Below are 17,061 nucleotides of genomic sequence, written 5' to 3' on the forward strand. Positions count from 1 at the left end.
TCAGCGCGCCGCGTCGAGGATCATCGCCGCGCCCTTGTCCGCGATCATGATGGTGGGGGAGTTGGTGTTGCCCGAGGTGATCGTCGGCATGACCGACGCATCGACCACCCGCAGACCGGCGACGCCCCGGACCCGCAGGCAGCCGTCGACGACGGCCATCGGATCGCCGTCGACGCCCATCCTGGTGGTCCCGACCGGGTGGAAGATGGTGGTGCCGACATCCCCCGCCGCCGCGGTCAGCTGCGCGTCCGACGTCAGTTCCGGGCCGGGCCGCAGCTCCTCCGGCGAATACCGGGCCATGGCCGGCTGCTGCATGATGCGCCGGACGATTCGGATCGAATCGGCCGCGACCTGGCGGTCCTCCGCCGTTGCCAGATAATTGGGTGCGATGACGGGCGGGGCCGCGGGGTCGCTCGACCGCGCATGGATCGAGCCGCGGCTGCCGGGGCGGAGATTGCACACGCTGGTGGTGATCGCCGGGAACGGATGCATGCTGTCGCCGAACTTGTCGAGCGACAGCGGCTGGATGTGCATCTGCAGATTGGGTGTCTCGTACTGCGCCGCCGAGCGGGTGAAGGCGCCGAGCTGCGACGGCGCCATGGTCATCGCCCCGCGCCGCAGCAGGGCGTATTCGGCCCCCATCAGGCCGCGGCGCAGCAGCGACCGGTATTGCATGTTCAGCGTCGGGACATTGGCGACCTTGAAGATCGGCCGAAGCTGCAGGTGGTCCTGCAGGTTCTCGCCGATTCCGGGCAGGTGGCGCACGACCTCGATCCCGAGCTGCCGCAGCCGCTCCCCGTCGCCGATGCCCGATCGCTCCAGCAGGGCGGGCGTCGCCACCGCGCCGGTCGAGACGATGACCTCCGCCCGCGCCCGCAGCCGACGCTCCTGTCCGTCCTGGCGCAGAACGACGCCGGTCGCCCGCCCGTCCTCGATGATGATCCGCTCGGCGAGCGCCCGGGTGAAGACCGAGAGATTCTGCCGTTTCAGCGCCGGCTGCAGGAATCCCCGCGCGGCACTCCAGCGCCGGCCCCGCTTCTGGTTGACGTCGAAATAGCCGCAGCCCTCGTTGCTGCCGGTGTTGAAATCGGCCGACCGCGGGATCCCGGCCTGCTCCGCCGCGCCGATGAACGAATCCAGGACCTGCCAGCGCAGCCGCGGCCGGTCCACCCGCCACTCCCCGCCGGCGCCGTGCAGCGCGTCGGCGCCGCGCCAATGGTCCTCGTGCTTGCGGAAGACGGGCAGCACGTCGTCCCAGCCCCAGCCGACCAGGCCCCGCTGGCGCCAGCCGTCGTAATCCGCGGCCTGGCCGCGCATGTAGATCATGGCGTTGATCGCGGAGCAGCCGCCGAGCACCTTGCCGCGGGGATAGGCGAGATCGCGGCCGTTGAGGCCGGGGACGGGCTCGGTCCGGAACAGCCAGTCCGACCGCGGATTGCCGATGGCGAAGAGATAGCCGACGGGGATGTGGAACCAGATCCAGTCGTCGCGTCCGCCGCCCTCGACCAGCGCCACCCGATACCGCCCGCTCGCGGACAGGCGGTTGGCCAGCACGCAGCCGGCCGAACCGCCGCCCACGACGATGAAATCGAACTCCTGATCGCCGGCCATCGCCATCCTCCCGTTGCTGACCGTTGCATTACTGGGAGAATCTGATCAGCAATACGGGAATGTTCCCCAAGGGCCTGTGCGATTATGAACAGCATGCGTCGCTACGATTGGAATGACCTCAGCTTCTTCGTCGAGGTGGCGCGGCATGGCACGCTGAGCGGCGCGGCCCGCGCCATCGGCAGCGACCATGCCACGGTCAGCCGGCGCGTCGCCGCGCTGGAGCATGCCCTGGGATCGGCGCTGTTCCACCGCAGCCCGGTCGGCTACATGCTGACCCCGGCCGGCGCCGAGCTGCTGCCGCATGCCGAACGGGTCGAGGCGGCGGCCCGGGAGGCGACGGAGGCCCTGGGGCGGCCGCAGGCGGGGCTGGTCGGCAAGATCCGCCTGGCCACGCCCGACGGCTTCGGCAACCACTTCCTCGCCAGGCATCTGGGCGAATTCACCTCAGCCTATCCGCAGTTGACGATCGAGCTGGTCACCGTCTCGCAGATCCTGTCGCTGTCGCAGCGCGAGGGCGACCTTTCGGTGACGCTGGCGCCGCCGGCCCGGGGCCGCTTCCAGACCGAGCGGCTGACCGAGTACGACCTCGGGATCTATGGCGAGGCCGGCTATCTCGCCAAGGCCCCGCCGGTCCGGGCCCGGCAGGATCTGCGCGGGCACCGCTTCATCGGCTATGTCGACGACCTGATCTTCACGCGCGAGCTGGACTATCTCGGCGAGGTCCTGCCGGGCCTGACCGTGCCGCTGCAGGCGACGAGCCTGCTGGGGCAGCTGAACGCCGTCCTGCGGGGCGACGGGCTGTGCGTCCTGCCGCGGTTCATCGCGCAGCAGCACGCCGCCCTGGCCGCGGTCCTGCCCGGCGATGTCAGGCTGCGCCGGAGCTACTGGATCAGCGCGCATGAGGAGCACATGGACCTGCCGCGAATCCGCATCCTGCGGGACTTCATCCGCCGATGCGTCGAGCGGCACGGCGACTTCCTGACGGATCGATAAGGCCGCACCAGCCTGCCTCCCTCTTGCCCGGCGAATGCCGGGCGCCTGCCGCCTGCCGCGTCCCGATTGCGCATCCGGCGGCTTACAATTACCGGTCGCCGATCCCATATTCTTTCGGTCGACCGAGATTTGTCCGGCCAGCGCTCAATGCTCGTGATCGGGCGCCGAGCCCAGCTTTCCGCACCTTTCGACGTTGCACTGCTTGCTGTTGTGGAGCGCTGTTGTCGTCTGCTTTGCCCTCGAGAATTCTCCAAGAATAGTACCGCCCGGCTCCGCCGGACAGTTCAGGGACAAACATGCAAAGCACTCCCGATCCGAACCCAGACACGGCACAGCCGCGCGCGCCGGTCGACGCCGATGCGGCGCTGCGGGCCGAGGTGGCCCGCTTCCGGACGCCGAGCCTGCCGAGGGCGGTCTGGCAGCTGGCCTCGACCCTGGCCGGCTTTGTCGCGGTCTGCGCGACGATGTATGCCAGCCTGGGGGTGTCGTACTGGCTGACGCTCGGGCTGGCCGTGATCGCGGCCGGCCTGACCGTGCGCCTCTTCATCATCCAGCATGATTGCGGCCACGCGTCGTTCTTCGAGTCCCGCCGCGCCAACATCGCGCTCGGCCGCCTGTGCGGCCTGATCACCTTCACGCCCTTTGCGAGTTGGCGCCGCCAGCATGCCGGGCACCACGCCGTCTGGAACAATCTCGACCGGCGCGACAGCGGGGCCGACATCTATTCGACCTGCCTGACCGTGTCGGAATACCAGGCCCTCGCTCCGCGCCGCCGCTTCCTGTATCGGCTGAGCCGCCATCCGGTGATCACCGGACTGCTGCTGCCGCCGCTGGTCTTCCTGCTGCTGTACCGGATTCCCTTCGACACGCCGAAGGACTGGCGTCGGGAACGGCTGTCGGTCCATGCCACCAACCTCGGCATCGTCGGCCTGTTCGGCGGCCTCGGGCTGATCCTGGGGTTCGAGCGCGTGCTGCTGGTGCAGCTGCCGATCATGGTGATCGCCTCGATCATCGGCGTCTGGCTGTTCGCGGTTCAGCATCGCTTCGAAGAGACGCTGTGGCAGCGGGACGCGGAATGGCGGTTCGGCACGGCCTCGCTGCAGGGCTCATCCTATCTCAGGCTGCCGCGGATCCTGCAGTGGTTCACCGGCAACATCGGGTTCCACCACATCCACCACCTCAATCCGCGCATCCCCAATTACCGCCTGCCGGCCTGCCACGCCGCGATTCAGCAGCTGCATGCCGTGCCGAGCCTGAGCCTGTGGGATGCCCTGCGCGCGCCGTTCTTCGCGCTGTGGGACGAGCAGCGGCAGCAGATGGTCGGTTTCCCGGCCGCGGCCATCGCCCGAAGCTGACACGTCTGACGGCGGCGCTTCCCGCGTCAGCCCGATCACCAGGCGACGATGAGAGTGGCGAACAGGACGCCGGCGGCGATCGCGACGATCCAGGCCGGAGCCCGGGGATTGGTCGCCGCCCAGTATCGCCAGCCGTCCAGCAGCCGATCGAGCGGGCGCGGCGCGGGCTGCCCCGGCGGTTCTCCCGGCCGGGCCTCGGCGCGTGTGCCCTCTGCAGGGCCGGCTTTCGCGGGTGAGTCCGTCGGTGCGCCATCCTGCAGCAGAGCCGCGGCAAGCTCGTCCGGATCCACGGTGACGACCTGGACCAGCTCGCCGCTGCCGGGGCGGCCCGGCAGGCGGATCATCGTCGCGACCCGCCGGTAGACCGGAGGCGACGAACCGTCGAGCTGCTCCTCGTCCGTCTCCACCGCGTAGGTTCCGGGCGGCTGCGGCCCGTCGATGCCGCTCAGGGTGAACGGCCGGGCGAAGGTCACGGTCCTGCTGCTGGTCCGCATGATCATTCGCGGCTCCTTCATCCGCAGCCCGAGCCTGCGGCTAGGCGAAGGCCCGGGCTGCGGCGTAGATGACGATCAGCACCACGAGGCTGATCGGAATCACGACGGGCGGGACAAGCCAGGCCTTCATTGCGGCGCCGTCGCGAGGTCCGGCGCCCCCGCCTCGGTCTTCTCCGCCTCGATCTTCGGGCGCCAGCGCGATGCCCGGCGATGCGCCTGCGCGATCTGGGTGGCGGTCAGCTGCGCGGATGCGCGCTCGTAGCGCGATCGGGCATCCTGGCCCCGCGCGCCGGGCTGCCCTGCCGCCGCCAGGAGAAACCAGGCGCACGCCTTGACCGCGTCCTTCGACGCGTCCGGGCCGTCGACATAGATTTCGGCCAGCCGGCTCTGCGCCCGCGGCAGGCCCTGGTTCGCCGAGCGCTCCAGCCATCGGATGGCGTCGATCCGCCTGTCCTCGACGGTATAGCCGGGTTCACCGCTGCGATTGCCGTAGACGATGCCGAGATTGAACTGCGCCACGGCGTCGCCGAGCTCGGCGTCCCGCTGCAGCCGCCTCATGCTGTCGATCTTCACTGGTGGTCTCCTTGTTCCGGCGCCCCGGCGACCGGAACGCCGGAAGGGCTCAGCGGAGCAAACGACCGATATCCCGGTCGCGCCGCATTCCGGACGCGATTCCGTGCCTTATGCCACTGATATGGTGTCGGCCGATCGCTATTGCGACCGAAAACATCGCTGCCCAGGCGGCTGCTATATTTCTGAATCTCACCCATATCCGTATGTGGTTGAAACACATCGCGTATTCAGAAGTAATTTCGGCAGCTTATTTTTTGTCAATTGGGCATCGTATTTTCTAGGGATCTCGACGGGTATAGTCCATGATTATCGGATCAATTCCGGATATAGAGCTTCGGCTTTGCGCCCATTGGGCGCAGCGGAGATCCGGATTCTCTCATCTGGCTGCGAATTCGGTCGCCCCGCGAATGTCGAGGGCCGGCCGGGCCAACGCTTGCGAAAAGAGGAATTCATGGCAACGGGAACCGTCAAATGGTTCGACGCCCAGCGGGGCTTCGGCTTCATCACGCAGGATGACGGGGGCAAGGACGCCTTCGTCCACATCACCGCTGTCGAGCGCTCCGGCCTCGGCCAGTTGAGCCAGGGCCAGCGGCTGGGCTTCGATCTCGTCGCCGATCAGAGGAGCGGGAAGCCGTCCGCGGACAATCTCAAGGCCGTGGACTGATCGCGCCGGCGCGGCTGCCGCTGCATTCCGTTACCACAGACCGCACGCCGCCACACCGGGTGCAGAGGAGATTTCATGGCCAAGGGGCAGAAACGCAGCAATCGGGAAATCCGCAAACCCAAGCAGGCGACGAAGCCGGTGGTTCACGGTGCGGCCGTGAGCCTGCTGAGCCGGGTGGCGGCCCCGGGCGCCGGCAACGGCAAGAAGAAGAGTTGAGCCCAGGCGCATCGACCGTCCTGTTCCGGACCGCCTTGCCGCCGCGGCAACAGGCAGGCGGTCTTCCGATGGAGGCGCTGCCATGACCCAGCCGATCCGTGTGGCCTTCATCGGCAATTCGCTCCCGCGCCGCTGCGGGATCGCGACCTTCACGACCGATCTGCAGCAGGCGGTCGCGGCGTCGGACGCGGTGGCCGACACCTGCATCGCGGCGATGACCGACCAAGGCCACGCCTATGACTACCCGGCTGCCGTCCGCATCGAGATCACCGACGACCGGATCGAAGACTACGTCCGGGCGGCCGATGCCCTCAATGCCGGCCAGTTCGACATCGTCTCGCTCCAGCATGAGTTCGGCATCTTCGGCGGCGAGGCCGGCGGCCATGTCATGGCGCTGCTGTCGCGCCTGACCATGCCGGTCGTCACCACGCTCCATACGGTCCTGGCCGAGCCGACGGCGGCGCAGCGGGACGTGCTGAGCCGGATCATCGGCGCATCGGCGCGGGTCGCCGTCATGGCCAGGAAGGGCCGCGACCTGCTGCGGACGGTCTATGGCGTCCCGGCGGACAAGATCGATGTCATCCTGCACGGCATTCCCGACGCCGCCTTCACCGAGCCCACCGCGGCGAAGGCCAAGCTGGGCTTCGCCGGACGGCCGGTCATCCTGACCTTCGGCCTCTTGTCCCCCAACAAGGGCATCGAGGTCATGATCGATGCCATGCCGGACATCCTGCGGAGCCGGCCCGACACGATGTATGTCGTGCTCGGCGCGACACACCCCAACCTGGTCCGCGACCAGGGTGAGGTCTACCGCGAAAGCCTGGTGGCCCGGGCGCGGGATCGCGGGGTCGAAGGGCATGTCGTGCTGCTCGACCAGTTCGTCGATCTGGCCACGCTGCTCGAGTTCATCTCCATGTGCGACGTCTATGTCACGCCCTATCTCGACGAGGCGCAGATGACGTCGGGGACCCTGGCCTACAGCTTCGGCCTCGGCAAGGCGGTGGTCTCGACGCCCTATTGGCACGCCCGGGAGCTGCTGGCCGGCGGGCGCGGCATCCTGGTTCCATTCGGCAACGCCGCGGCCACTGGGGCAGCGGTCGCGGGGCTGTTGACCGACGACATCCGGCGCGAGGCGATGCGCCGGCGCGCCTATGCGAGCAGCCGGTCGATGACTTGGGCGCGCACGGCGGAGCAATACCGGGACGTCTTCGAGCGTGCGCGGCGCGGGCATCGGTTCCGGGTGGTCGAGCGGCCCGACCCGCGCGAGCCGATGAGCCCCGGCTTCGCGCCGCCGGCAACGCAGCTCGGCCATTTCCTGTCGATGTGCGACGACACCGGGCTGTTCCAGCATGCGGTGCATTCGGTGCCCGATCGATCCCACGGCTACTGCGTCGACGACAACGCCCGCGCGCTGCTGGTGGCCTGTGCCCTCAACCACCCCCGCGAGGCGCGGCTGCCCGAGGTCCTGACGGCCCGGCTTGCGGCCTTCGTCCAGCATGCCTGGAATCCCGGCACGCGGCGGTTCCGCAACTTCATGGGCTTCGACCGGCGCTGGCTCGAGGAGAGCGGTTCGGAGGACAGCCACGGCCGGACGCTCTGGGCCCTGGGCGAATGCGCCCGCAGCGACGCCAGCGTGTCGCGGCGGCGCTGGGCCGCCGCGCTGTTCGCCGAAGCGCTGCCGGCGGCTGAGGCCTTCGGCTCGCCCCGCGCCTGGGCCTTCACCCTGCTCGGGCTCGACGCCTATTGCGACGTCGTCGCCGAGGATACTCTCGCCGAACGCGTCCGGCACCACCTGGCCGCAAGGCTGATGGCGATCCTCGCCGCCGTCGAGACCGGGGGCTGGACCTGGTTCGAGGACGGCTTGGCCTACGACAATGCGCGGCTGCCGCAGGCCCTGATCGTCACCGGGACGGCCGTCCGGTCGGCGGAGTTCGTCGATGCGGGCCTGCGGACCCTGCACTGGCTGATGGCGCTGCAGACGACGCCGGCGGGCGTGTTCCGGCCGGTCGGGTCGAGCAGCTTCGGCGACAAGCGGATGGCGCCGCAGCCCTTCGATCAGCAGCCCCTGGAGGTCACGGCGACGGTCTCCGCCTGCCTGGCGGCGTGGCGCGTGGAGGGTGACCCGGAATGGCGGGCCGATGCGACGCGCGCCTTCGCCTGGTTCTTCGGCGACAACGACCTGTCGCTGCCCCTGGTCGACCCGGAGACCGGCGGCTGCCGCGACGGCCTGCATCCCGACCGGGTGAACGAGAACCAGGGCGGTGAATCGGTCGTCTCCTATCTTCTCAGCCAACTGGAGATGCGCCAGATCGCGCATGTCGTGGACGGCCGAGCGAAATTCGTGCCGCGCCTGGCTGAGACGTGAGCGCGTGACCTTCCCTTGACCTGCCCGAGGACGCCTTGTCGCAAATCACCTTCCTGAACCGGCAGGCGCTCCACCTGCGCCCGGATCCCGCCCGGGTGGTGGTGCGCCCGTTCAAGCCGGCGACCGAGCCGCGGACCCTCAACCCCGCCGACAGGTCACGCGCAAGCCACATCGTCGACCGGGTGCTGGCGCTGGAGCCCGAGGCCGCCGCCGGCCAGCTGGCCGAAGTGCTCACGAATTTCGAGGGCCGCCACCGCCGCCTGCTGAAGAGGTTTGAGGCCCGGGCGGACGACATGGAGGACGCCTTCGCGACCCATGCCCTGTTCACCGAGACGCAGCGCCGGCTGGTTGGTGCCTACTTCCTGCTCGAATATGCCTTCGAGGCGGCGGCGCTGTTCAATCCCAGCATCGTGCCCCATCCCGACCAGTCCGGCGCGCCGGAGGGCGGGCGCCGTTTCATCCTCAGCCTTCGCGCCGTCGGTGAAGGGCATATCTCGTCGCTGACGTTCCGGTCGGGCTCGATCACGGCCGACGGCAGCCTGACCATCGACCCATCGGCCCGGCTCGCCTCCGTTCCCAGGGAGGAGCGGCGGACGCCCGACCCGCACGGCGACGAGGTCGAGCTGGTCTTCGCGCCGGACGAGGACATCAGCGAGCGGGTGATCTTTCCCGTCACCGACTCCCAGGCGCACGGCATCGAGGATGCCCGTTTCGTCGAATTCGACGAGGGCGACCGGAAGATCTTCCGCGCCACCTACACCGCCTATAGCGGCCAGGGGATCCGGTCGGAGATGCTCGAGACCTCCGACTTCGTCTCCTTCCGGATGTTCCCGCTGCATGGGGACGCCGCCGGCAACAAGGGCATGGCCCTGTTTCCCCGTCGGCTCGACGGCCGCTACGCCATGATCGGCAGGCAGGACAACGAGAACCTCTATCTGATCCGTTCGGACGATTTGCGCGTCTGGGACGGTGGCCAGCCCATCCTGAGGCCCCGGTTCCCATGGGAGTTCGTGCAGATCGGCAATTGCGGATCGCCGATCGAGCTCGACGAAGGCTGGCTGCTGCTGACCCATGGCGTGGGCCCGGTCCGGAGGTATTCGATCGGGGCGGTTCTCCTCGACAAGGACGACCCCTCCAAGATCCTCGCCCGGTCGCGCGAGCCGCTGGTCCGGCCCGAGCCGTCGGAACGCGAAGGCTATGTGCCCAACGTCGTCTACACCTGCGGGGCGATGCGGCACGGTGACCAGATCATCCTGCCTTATGCGGTCTCCGACACCTTCTCCACCCTCGCGACGATCGAGATCGCAGCGCTGCTGCGGGCGATGGAGAGCTGACGGCCTCCAGCCGCCACCGGCCGCGCAGGACAGACTATGGAGGCGCATGATGCAGATGGAGATCAGGCCGACGATATCGGTGTGGGACGAGGATCGATGGCTCCGCATCGACACCGGCGCCAAGCTGCTCGACCTGCTGCGGGTCCTGGCCGGCGAGCTGCCGGAGCCCGGTTTCGTCATGCCGCATGACGGCGCCGGAATCGACCCGGCGACGATCGCGCATCGCCGATTTCAGGAGTTGGTGCGGCTGGTCGAGCGGGAGGGCGAAGCCGGGGCGGAACAGCTCAGCCGGGCCGCGGCGACCTCCGCCGGGGATCTGATCGGCGCCTACCGCCGGGTGTTCATCGGCGTCCTGCCCTGACGCCGCTGCGATGCCGTCGCCCGTGACCGGCGCTGCCGCCGGTCACGGGCCGGCGGATCAGTAGCCCATACCGCCGGCATCCGGCGCCGCCGGGCTGGCCGTCTCCGGCAGCGCGGCCACCATCGCTTCGGTCGTGATCAGGAGGCCGGCGATTGAGGCGGCATTCTGCAGCGCCACCCGCACCACCTTGGCCGGGTCGAGGATGCCGGCCTTGATCATGGCGGTGTATTCGCCCTTCTGGGCGTCGTAGCCCCAATTGTGGTCCTTGCTGTCGAGCAGCTTGCCGACCACCACCGACCCGTCACTGCCGGAGTTCTCGACGATCTGCCGCACCGGCGCCTGCAGGGCCCGGCGGACGATGTCGACGCCGACCTTCTGGTCGGTGTTCTCGGGCTTCAGCGTGTCGATGACGCGGCTGGCATAGAGCAGGGTGACGCCGCCGCCGGCGACGATGCCCTCCTCGACCGCGGCGCGGGTGGCGTGCATCGCGTCGTCGACGCGGTCCTTGCGCTCCTTGACCTCGATCTCGCTGGCGCCGCCGACGCGGATGATGGCGACACCGCCGGCCAGCTTGGCCAGGCGCTCCTGCAGCTTCTCGCGGTCATAGTCCGAGGTGGTCTCCTCGATCTGCGCCCGGATCTGGTTGGTGCGGCCCTCGATGTCTTTCTTGGCGCCAGCGCCGTCGACCACCGTCGTCTCCTCTTTGGAGATGACGACCTTCTTGGCCCGGCCGAGCATGTCGAGGGTGACGTTTTCGAGCTTGATGCCGAGATCCTCGGAGATGACCTGGCCGCCGGTCAGGATGGCGAGATCCTCGAGCATCGCCTTGCGGCGGTCGCCGAAGCCCGGCGCCTTGACCGCCGCGACCTTCAGGCCGCCGCGCAGCTTGTTGACCACCAGTGTGGCCAGCGCCTCGCCGTCGACATCCTCGGCGACGATCAGCAGCGGCTGGCCGGCCTGGACCACGGCCTCGAGCAGCGGCAGGAAGGACTGCAGATTCGGCAGCTTCTTCTCGTGCAGCAGGATGTAGGGGTTCTCCAGCTCGGCGATCATCTTCTCGGCGTTGGTGACGAAATAGGGCGAGATGTAACCGCGGTCGAACTGCATGCCCTCGACGATGTCGAGCTCGGTCTCGAAGCTCTTGGCCTCTTCCACCGTGATCACGCCCTCGTTGCCGACCTTCTTCATCGCCTTGGCGATCATGGCGCCGATCTCGCGCTCGCCATTGGCCGAGATGGTGCCGACCTGGGCGATCTCGTCATTGGTCGAGATGCTCTGGGCCCGCTTGCCGATCTCCGCGACCACGGCGGCGACCGCCAGGTCGATGCCGCGCTTGACGTCCATCGGGTTCAGTCCGGCGCCGATTGCCTTGGCGCCCTCCTTGACGATGGCGTGGGCCAGGACGATGGCGGTGGTGGTGCCGTCGCCGGCCAGGTCGGCGGTCTTGGTCGCGACCTCGCGCACCATCTGGGCGCCCATGTTCTCGAACTTGTCGGACAGCTCGATCTCCTTGGCCACCGTCACCCCGTCCTTGGTGATGCGCGGCGAGCCCCAGGATTTGTCGAGCACGACGTTACGCCCCTTCGGGCCGAGCGTGACTTTGACCGCACGGGCCAGGATGTCGATGCCGCGCAGCATTCGGTCGCGCGCATCGGTGCTGAATTTGACGTCTTTGGCTGGCATGGTGTTGGTCCTTGAAAGGGGAGGGGGATGCGGGAGGGATCAGGCGACGACGCCGATCACGTCGCTCTCCTTCATCACGAGGTAGTCGACTCCCTCGAGCCGGATCTCGGAGCCGGACCATTTGCCGAACAGGATGCGGTCGCCGACGCTGACGTCGAGCGCCTGGATCGCGCCCTGCGCGTCCCGCGCGCCCAGGCCGACGGCCACCACCTCGCCCTGCTGCGGCTTCTCCTGGGCGGTGTCGGGGATGATGATTCCGCCCGCGGTCTTGGCTTCGGCATCGATGCGGCGGACCACGACCCGGTCGTGCAGCGGGCGGAATTTCATCGGCTGAGTCCTTCGGAAAATCAATTTTTGGGAGATAGGCTTGATTCACTATCTCCCTTACAAATGCGCATGACTATCCCAACATACAAGGCGGATCCCCTGTTGTATGGAAATAAAAGATAGCGCTGTTTTCTGCGAACGACGATTCAGATCTTGTCCCGATTTTCAATGATTATTGGTTGAACGACCCGATTCAGCGGGCTTGTTCCTGGGTTCCGGTGTACTCTATCGGAAATTTGGTGCGCCGGTCGCGCCGCAGCATCCGCCGCATCCGATCCCACAGCCGGCGCTCCCCCGGGAGGCCAGAAATGTCGTGATGAAGGACTACAAATTCCCGGTGGGCACCACCGTGCATGTCTCGCGCCGGTCGCTGTCCGGGCAATCCGGCGACGGGACGTTCAAGGTGCTCGCCCGCTATCCCAGCGACACGTCCGGCCCGCTCTACCGGATTCGCAGCGTGTTCGGGAGCGAGGAACGGATGGTGCCGGAGCATGAGCTGTCACGGCCGGCGGAGCGGGATCCCCGAGATTTCCGCCGCTCCGATGGCCACTGATCCGGCCTGAGGTTGTTGCCGCCTCGGTTCGCGATCGAGGTCGGGCGCGCCGCCCCGCTGCCCGCCGTCGCCGCCTGGCAGGCGACGGGCGAGCTTCGGGCTTTCCTCTCGAGCCGATCCGCCTCCGGCCTAGCTGGCGAGCTGGGTGGCGCAGGCCTTGGCGACCTGGGCATCGGCGACCGTCCCGCCTGGCATCGTCGCCCAGCCGGCTTTGACCACGAGGTCGCCGCGGCTGTAGGTCGATGCCGCCTTGAGCTCCGCCAGCCTCTCGATCAGCTGCGGGTCGCGTTTCGACTGGTCGACGCAGATCAGCGATAGTACGGCCACCACATCGGTTTTGGACCGATCCAGCGACATGCGCTGGGCCGACGAACCGGTCACCCAGCCACCCCAGCTGAAGCCGATCACGGCAAGCGCAACGGCACCGCCCGCGGCGCCATACAGCGCCGGCTTAAGCCATTCAGGGGTTTTCATGGATTGTGCTTTCATTGGGAGAGAGACAAATCTCTCTCGCCCGCTAAACTACCACGTTCGAGGTTCTGGCCGGGATTTATTTTGCCCGTGTCGACCGGGCGCCAAATTTCGATCTCTCAATTTGACCATCTGAACACCTTGTCAGGTCGCCTGCGGCATTAATTCTTACCGTTGATAAAAAATGGAGAATCCCGATATTCCGGCATTGGCGACGTATTTTAAACTTGATTTTTGGTGGGCGGCTATCACGTGATGCGTCTTAAGAGGTGCGACTTGGAAATGCCCGATACCGACGTCTTTCGCTTGCGAAAGTCGAATCTGAACACGTTTCTGTTCGCCGATGTCGGGGCGGAATCCAACGGCATGCCGTTGAGCGTGGTCTCGATGCTCGGCCGTCTGGGCGGCGATCCTTGGGCAACGGCGAGCCGGCTGGCCGGGCAGCCGCGGGACGCTGCCGTGCTCGAGCTGGCGGAGATCATCACCGGCACGGCATGCGCCGAACGGTCGAACGCCGAGATCATGGCCATCGCGACGCGCCTGGCCTCGCTCCTGCCCGGCACGGGGTCGACCTCATCCCGCGCTGCCCGTGCCGCATCGCCCGGACCGCCATCGTCCGCCCCCGGCCGGTGGAGCGGGGGCGCCCTGGCCATGCTGCTGCTCGCCTTGGCTGCTGCCGTCCTGCTTCTGAGGATGGCCGGCCTGTTGTGACACCGGGCTGCTGCAGGCAGCGGGCGGGTTTACAAAAAATAACAATTGGACGGATGATCGCCCGCCGGCCCGCTGCGAGAATGCCGCCATGGTGGGATCCAGGAAACCCGTATCCTTCGCCGCGGCCGCGCGGCCGGAAGGACAGCCGCACGTGCTGCTCGTCGAGGATGATCTCGAGATCTCCCGGATGCTGCAGGGCGTGCTGTCCGAAAGCGGCTTCGCCGTCTCGGCCGCGACCGGCGCGGCCGCGATGGATTCGGTGCTGGGCCTGGCCCAGATCGACCTCGTCGTGCTCGATCTCATGCTGCCGGGGGAGGACGGGCTCAGCATCTGCCGCCGGCTGCGGGCCGCGTCGGCGATCCCGATCATCATGGTGACGGCCCGCGGCGACGCGGTCGACCGGATCATCGGGCTGGAGATCGGGGCCGACGACTACCTGCCCAAGCCGTTCGATTCCCGCGAGCTGGTGGCGCGCATCCGGGCGCTGCTGCGGCGCGCCCAGGGCGGGAACGGCGGCGGCCGCCTGCGCCCGCTGCGCTTCGCCGGCTGGCGGATCGATCCGGCGTCACGGCAGTTGCACGACCCAGACGGGGTCCAGGTCGCCATGACCAGCGTCGAATTCGACCTGCTGGCGGCGCTGTGCCGGCACCCCGGCCAGGTGCTGTCGCGCGACCAGCTGATCGAGCTGACCCACAGCGGCCTGGCCAGCCCGGTCCAGCGCAGCATCGACGTGCATGTCAGCCGGATCCGGCAGAAGATCGAGCCCGACCCCGACAACCCGCGCTACATCAAGACGGTGCGCCTCGGCGGCTACATGTTCACCGAGCGGGTCGAGCAGGCCTGATGCGCATCCTGGGCCGCCTGATACCGCGCAGCATCGCCACCCAGATCACCGGGATCGTCGCCGCCTCGGTGCTGCTCGGCATCGGGCTGACCGCCGCCCTCTCCTTCCTGTTCTTCGACGGACCCGGCATGAAGGACGGGACCTATCTCTCGGCGGCGGGGATCGCCAAGATCACCCAGGTGGTCCGGGACGCCGAAACCACCGAAGACATCGACGCGGTTCTCGCCGTCATCCGGCGGGCTGATTTCGATGTCGCCCGGGTCCCGCTGGCCGAACTCGCGGCCTTGCCCGACAACCCGCCCATGCCGATCCTGCCCAGCCTGGTCGCCCATCAGCTCAAAGCCAACTGGGGCATCCAGGTGCTTGCCGGAGGCCGGTTCCCGCCGGACACGGCCTACCGTCTCGCTGTGCAGATCGACGATCGGTCCGCGCTGCTGTTCGAGGCGCCGACCCTGGCCGGCCAGTGGCGGATCATCCTGGGTCCCACGGTCCTGATCATCATCATCATGATCGTGTTCGTCCCGTTCCTGTCGATCTACGCGGTGCGCTGGATCATCGCGCCGCTGTCGGCGCTGGGGGCGGCGGCCGAATCCTTCGGGCGCTCGCCCGACGACGACCGGCTGGTCAGCCGCGGGGGGCCGCGCGAGATCGGCCAGGTCGCCGGTGCCCTGAACACGATGCGCACGCGCATCCGGGCCCTGATCGACGACCGCACCCGCATGCTGGCCGCGATCAGCCACGACCTGCGGACGCCGCTGACCCGCCTGCGGCTGCGCGCCGAGCGGATCGAGGATCCGGAACTGCGGGACGGCATCCTGTACGAGGTCGTCCGGATCAGCGGCATGCTCGACGAGACGCTGGAGTATCTGCAGCCCGGCATCCGCGAAGAGCGGATGTCGCCGGTCGACCTGTCGAGCCTGCTGCAGACCGTCTGCACCGAATTCGGCGATGTCGGGCACAGCGTCGCCTATGCCGGGCCGCCGCGCCTGGCCTGGGTCTGCCGGCCCAATGCGCTGACCCGTGCGGTCAGCAACGTCGTCGACAACGGCGTCCAGCACGGCTCGGCGGTGCGGGTCGGCCTGCAGTTCGGCGAGGGCGGCGTGGCGGAGATCGAGGTGGCGGATGACGGTCCGGGCATTCCCGCACCGCTGCGCGAGAAGGTCTTCGATCCGTTCTTCAAGGGCGACGACAGCCGGCCCGCGACCGCGGGCCGGGGCTTCGGGCTAGGCCTTTCGATCGCACGCGACGTCATCCGCGGCCATGGCGGCCGGATCGAACTGCTCGACCGCGTGCCGCACGGCCTGATCGTCCGGATGTCGCTGCCTGCCTCCGGAAACATCTCTTAACATAACTTAAAACCAGCCTGTTCCGCCGGCTTCTATTCTCGCGGCTCAATCGAGTCACGGGATGAACCGAATGCCAGCATCACTGTCGACCGCCGTCTCTTCTTCTTGGCGAAATATCCGTCGGACCAGGATTTGGCCGCCGTTCGCCTTGGCCGGCGCCTGTGTGGTCCTGGTAGCGACCAGCATGCGCGCGGAGGCCCAGGACGCGATCATCGTGCCGCTGGAAGACGCTCCGGCCCCGGAGGCCGCCAGTCCCAGCGGCGACTGGACCTTCATACTCGGCGGCGGCGCCTGGATCGCGCCGAGCTACGAGGGCTCCGACAAGTTCTCGGTGTCACCGCTGCCCTTCGTCTCGATCAACTGGCGGGACCGGGTCTTCCTCGACATGGAGCGCGGGCTCGGCGTCAATGTCGTGCGCACCGACGCGCTGCGGCTGGGTGTGTCGATCGGCCTCGCGCCGGGGCGGGACGAGGATGACGAGGATCACCTGAAGGGTCTCGGCGACATCGACACGGCCGCGCGCGGCCATGTCTTCGGCTCCTACTCCTTCGGCATGTGGCAGATCGGCCTCGACGTGGCCAAGGATTTCGGCGGCAGCGAAGGCCTGCAGGTCCGGCCCGACATATCGGTGAAGGTGCCGCTGTCCGAGAGCTGGACCCTGTCGTCCGGCATCTCCGCCACCTGGGCCGACGACGACTACATGCAGACCTTCTTCGGCGTCTCGTCGTCGCAGTCCAGCAAGTCAGGGCTGGATCGCTTCGACGCCGGGGCCGGGTTCAAGAGCGTCGATTTCAGCGTCGGGCTCCGCTGGACGTTCTCCGAGAGCTGGTTCGCCATGGCGAATGTCGGCGTCGGCGTCCTGCTCGGCGACGCGGCGGACAGCCCGATCACCGAGAGCCAGGTGCAGCCCTCGGTCGGGCTGGCGGTCGGCTACCGGTTCTGAGGCCGCCCGGGCCGGATCGTGTTCGTGCTCGAAGCCCTGGAGGACCACATCATGACCCTCGCCATGCTCTGGCTCGGCGGCATCGTGCTCTGTGCCGCGCCCTATCTCTGGGCCCTGTGCCGCGCCGCCCGGGAGTCGGCGCGGCCGCTGCCGCCGCGCGACCCGCCTCGGCGCACCAAATAAGCGAGGCGGCGGGAGAACCCGCCGCCTCAGTCGT

Annotated in this window: 19 protein-coding genes; 13 read left to right on the forward strand and 6 right to left on the reverse strand. The window is 68.1% G+C overall.

Features of this window, described 5'->3' with window-relative positions:
- Positions 1–1,611, reverse strand: a complete 1,611-nt coding sequence (locus ACTOWL_RS10930) for a GMC family oxidoreductase (protein WP_441321254.1) — start codon at positions 1,609–1,611, stop codon at positions 1–3.
- A gap of 93 nt (positions 1,612–1,704) precedes the next feature.
- Here ACTOWL_RS10930 and ACTOWL_RS10935 point away from each other — a divergent pair, with 93 nt between their 5' ends.
- Positions 1,705–2,604: a LysR family transcriptional regulator gene (locus ACTOWL_RS10935; protein WP_441321255.1), complete on the forward strand. Its 900-nt coding sequence runs from the start codon at positions 1,705–1,707 to the stop codon at positions 2,602–2,604.
- A gap of 296 nt (positions 2,605–2,900) precedes the next feature.
- Complete coding sequence (locus tag ACTOWL_RS10940; protein WP_441321256.1) at positions 2,901–3,959, forward strand: fatty acid desaturase; 1,059 nt, start codon at positions 2,901–2,903, stop codon at positions 3,957–3,959.
- 35 nt (positions 3,960–3,994) lie between these two features.
- Here the strand turns inward: ACTOWL_RS10940 and ACTOWL_RS10945 are convergent, their stop codons facing one another.
- Positions 3,995–4,459, reverse strand: a complete 465-nt coding sequence (locus ACTOWL_RS10945) for a hypothetical protein (RefSeq protein WP_441321257.1) — start codon at positions 4,457–4,459, stop codon at positions 3,995–3,997.
- A 120-nt stretch (positions 4,460–4,579) separates the two neighbouring features.
- A complete protein-coding gene (locus ACTOWL_RS10950) occupies positions 4,580–5,026 on the reverse strand; it encodes a tetratricopeptide repeat protein (RefSeq protein ID WP_441321258.1) in 447 nt (148 codons plus the stop codon).
- On the opposite strand from ACTOWL_RS10950, the gene ACTOWL_RS10955 reads away from it, so the two are divergent.
- The 5 genes from ACTOWL_RS10955 (at position 5,010) to ACTOWL_RS10975 (ending at position 9,966) form a co-directional block, all read left to right on the forward strand.
- Positions 5,010–5,690, forward strand: coding sequence for a cold-shock protein (locus tag ACTOWL_RS10955; RefSeq protein ID WP_441321259.1), 681 nt, complete (start codon positions 5,010–5,012; stop codon positions 5,688–5,690). The genes ACTOWL_RS10950 and ACTOWL_RS10955 overlap by 17 nt on opposite strands.
- 75 nt (positions 5,691–5,765) lie before the next feature.
- Entirely contained in the window at positions 5,766–5,906 is a 141-nt protein-coding gene (locus tag ACTOWL_RS10960; protein ID WP_441321260.1) for a hypothetical protein, read from the forward strand.
- An 82-nt stretch (positions 5,907–5,988) separates the two neighbouring features.
- Positions 5,989–8,271, forward strand: coding sequence for a glycosyltransferase family 4 protein (locus tag ACTOWL_RS10965; protein ID WP_441321261.1), 2,283 nt, complete (start codon positions 5,989–5,991; stop codon positions 8,269–8,271).
- Between the two features lie 35 nt (positions 8,272–8,306).
- Complete coding sequence (locus tag ACTOWL_RS10970; protein WP_441321262.1) at positions 8,307–9,605, forward strand: glycoside hydrolase family 130 protein; 1,299 nt, start codon at positions 8,307–8,309, stop codon at positions 9,603–9,605.
- 49 nt (positions 9,606–9,654) lie between these two features.
- Positions 9,655–9,966: a hypothetical protein gene (locus ACTOWL_RS10975; protein ID WP_441321263.1), complete on the forward strand. Its 312-nt coding sequence runs from the start codon at positions 9,655–9,657 to the stop codon at positions 9,964–9,966.
- A 57-nt stretch (positions 9,967–10,023) separates the two neighbouring features.
- On the opposite strand, the gene groL is transcribed toward ACTOWL_RS10975, so the two are convergent.
- Entirely contained in the window at positions 10,024–11,649 is a 1,626-nt protein-coding gene (gene groL / locus ACTOWL_RS10980; RefSeq protein WP_441321264.1) for a chaperonin GroEL, read from the reverse strand.
- 39 nt (positions 11,650–11,688) lie between these two features.
- Positions 11,689–11,976: a co-chaperone GroES gene (locus tag ACTOWL_RS10985; RefSeq protein ID WP_441321265.1), complete on the reverse strand. Its 288-nt coding sequence runs from the start codon at positions 11,974–11,976 to the stop codon at positions 11,689–11,691.
- 316 nt (positions 11,977–12,292) lie between these two features.
- Between ACTOWL_RS10985 and ACTOWL_RS10990 the strand changes: the two genes are divergently transcribed.
- Positions 12,293–12,529 carry a hypothetical protein gene (locus ACTOWL_RS10990; RefSeq protein WP_441321266.1) on the forward strand — a complete coding sequence of 79 codons (237 nt, stop codon included), beginning with the start codon at positions 12,293–12,295 and terminating at the stop codon, positions 12,527–12,529.
- A 129-nt stretch (positions 12,530–12,658) separates the two neighbouring features.
- Here ACTOWL_RS10990 and ACTOWL_RS10995 read toward each other — a convergent pair whose 3' ends face one another.
- The gene (locus tag ACTOWL_RS10995) at positions 12,659–13,003 is read right to left on the reverse strand and encodes a hypothetical protein (protein ID WP_441321267.1); all 345 of its coding nucleotides are present in this window, start codon (positions 13,001–13,003) and stop codon (positions 12,659–12,661) included.
- Positions 13,004–13,276: 273 nt separating this feature from the next.
- Between ACTOWL_RS10995 and ACTOWL_RS11000 the strand changes: the two genes are divergently transcribed.
- The 5 genes from ACTOWL_RS11000 to ACTOWL_RS11020 all read left to right on the forward strand — a co-directional run bounded on the left by ACTOWL_RS11000 (position 13,277) and on the right by ACTOWL_RS11020 (position 17,027).
- Positions 13,277–13,711 (forward strand): hypothetical protein, encoded by a 435-nt coding sequence (locus tag ACTOWL_RS11000; protein ID WP_441321268.1) that lies wholly within the window; start codon positions 13,277–13,279, stop codon positions 13,709–13,711.
- Between the two features lie 151 nt (positions 13,712–13,862).
- Positions 13,863–14,555, forward strand: a complete 693-nt coding sequence (locus ACTOWL_RS11005; RefSeq protein WP_441321269.1) for a response regulator — start codon at positions 13,863–13,865, stop codon at positions 14,553–14,555.
- Positions 14,555–15,901 carry an ATP-binding protein gene (locus ACTOWL_RS11010; RefSeq protein WP_441321270.1) on the forward strand — a complete coding sequence of 449 codons (1,347 nt, stop codon included), beginning with the start codon at positions 14,555–14,557 and terminating at the stop codon, positions 15,899–15,901. Before ACTOWL_RS11005 ends, ACTOWL_RS11010 begins: the two co-directional genes overlap by 1 nt.
- Positions 15,902–16,085: 184 nt before the next feature.
- On the forward strand, positions 16,086–16,844 hold the full coding sequence (locus ACTOWL_RS11015) for a MipA/OmpV family protein (protein ID WP_441321271.1): 759 nt from the start codon (positions 16,086–16,088) through the stop codon (positions 16,842–16,844).
- Between the two features lie 24 nt (positions 16,845–16,868).
- Positions 16,869–17,027 (forward strand): hypothetical protein, encoded by a 159-nt coding sequence (locus ACTOWL_RS11020; protein WP_441321272.1) that lies wholly within the window; start codon positions 16,869–16,871, stop codon positions 17,025–17,027.
- Positions 17,028–17,061 lie beyond the last annotated feature (34 nt).

It is taken from the genome of Inquilinus sp. CA228 (genome assembly GCF_052078665.1).
Taxonomy (GTDB): Bacteria; Pseudomonadota; Alphaproteobacteria; order DSM-16000; family Inquilinaceae; genus Inquilinus.

What these genes read in the sequence shown, in the direction of transcription:
- ACTOWL_RS10930 (WP_441321254.1), bottom strand. Translation starts at nt 1,611, where the DNA reads ATGGCCGGCGATCAGGAGTTCGATTTCATCGTCGTGGGCGGCGGTTCG.
- ACTOWL_RS10935 (WP_441321255.1), top strand. Translation starts at nt 1,705, where the DNA reads ATGCGTCGCTACGATTGGAATGACCTCAGCTTCTTCGTCGAGGTGGCG.
- ACTOWL_RS10940 (WP_441321256.1), top strand. Translation starts at nt 2,901, where the DNA reads ATGCAAAGCACTCCCGATCCGAACCCAGACACGGCACAGCCGCGCGCG.
- ACTOWL_RS10945 (WP_441321257.1), bottom strand. Translation starts at nt 4,459, where the DNA reads ATGATCATGCGGACCAGCAGCAGGACCGTGACCTTCGCCCGGCCGTTC.
- ACTOWL_RS10955 (WP_441321259.1), top strand. Translation starts at nt 5,010, where the DNA reads ATGCTGTCGATCTTCACTGGTGGTCTCCTTGTTCCGGCGCCCCGGCGA.
- ACTOWL_RS10960 (WP_441321260.1), top strand. Translation starts at nt 5,766, where the DNA reads ATGGCCAAGGGGCAGAAACGCAGCAATCGGGAAATCCGCAAACCCAAG.
- ACTOWL_RS10965 (WP_441321261.1), top strand. Translation starts at nt 5,989, where the DNA reads ATGACCCAGCCGATCCGTGTGGCCTTCATCGGCAATTCGCTCCCGCGC.
- ACTOWL_RS10975 (WP_441321263.1), top strand. Translation starts at nt 9,655, where the DNA reads ATGCAGATGGAGATCAGGCCGACGATATCGGTGTGGGACGAGGATCGA.
- groL (WP_441321264.1), bottom strand. Translation starts at nt 11,649, where the DNA reads ATGCCAGCCAAAGACGTCAAATTCAGCACCGATGCGCGCGACCGAATG.
- ACTOWL_RS10985 (WP_441321265.1), bottom strand. Translation starts at nt 11,976, where the DNA reads ATGAAATTCCGCCCGCTGCACGACCGGGTCGTGGTCCGCCGCATCGAT.
- ACTOWL_RS10990 (WP_441321266.1), top strand. Translation starts at nt 12,293, where the DNA reads ATGAAGGACTACAAATTCCCGGTGGGCACCACCGTGCATGTCTCGCGC.
- ACTOWL_RS10995 (WP_441321267.1), bottom strand. Translation starts at nt 13,003, where the DNA reads ATGAAAACCCCTGAATGGCTTAAGCCGGCGCTGTATGGCGCCGCGGGC.
- ACTOWL_RS11010 (WP_441321270.1), top strand. Translation starts at nt 14,555, where the DNA reads ATGCGCATCCTGGGCCGCCTGATACCGCGCAGCATCGCCACCCAGATC.
- ACTOWL_RS11015 (WP_441321271.1), top strand. Translation starts at nt 16,086, where the DNA reads ATGCGCGCGGAGGCCCAGGACGCGATCATCGTGCCGCTGGAAGACGCT.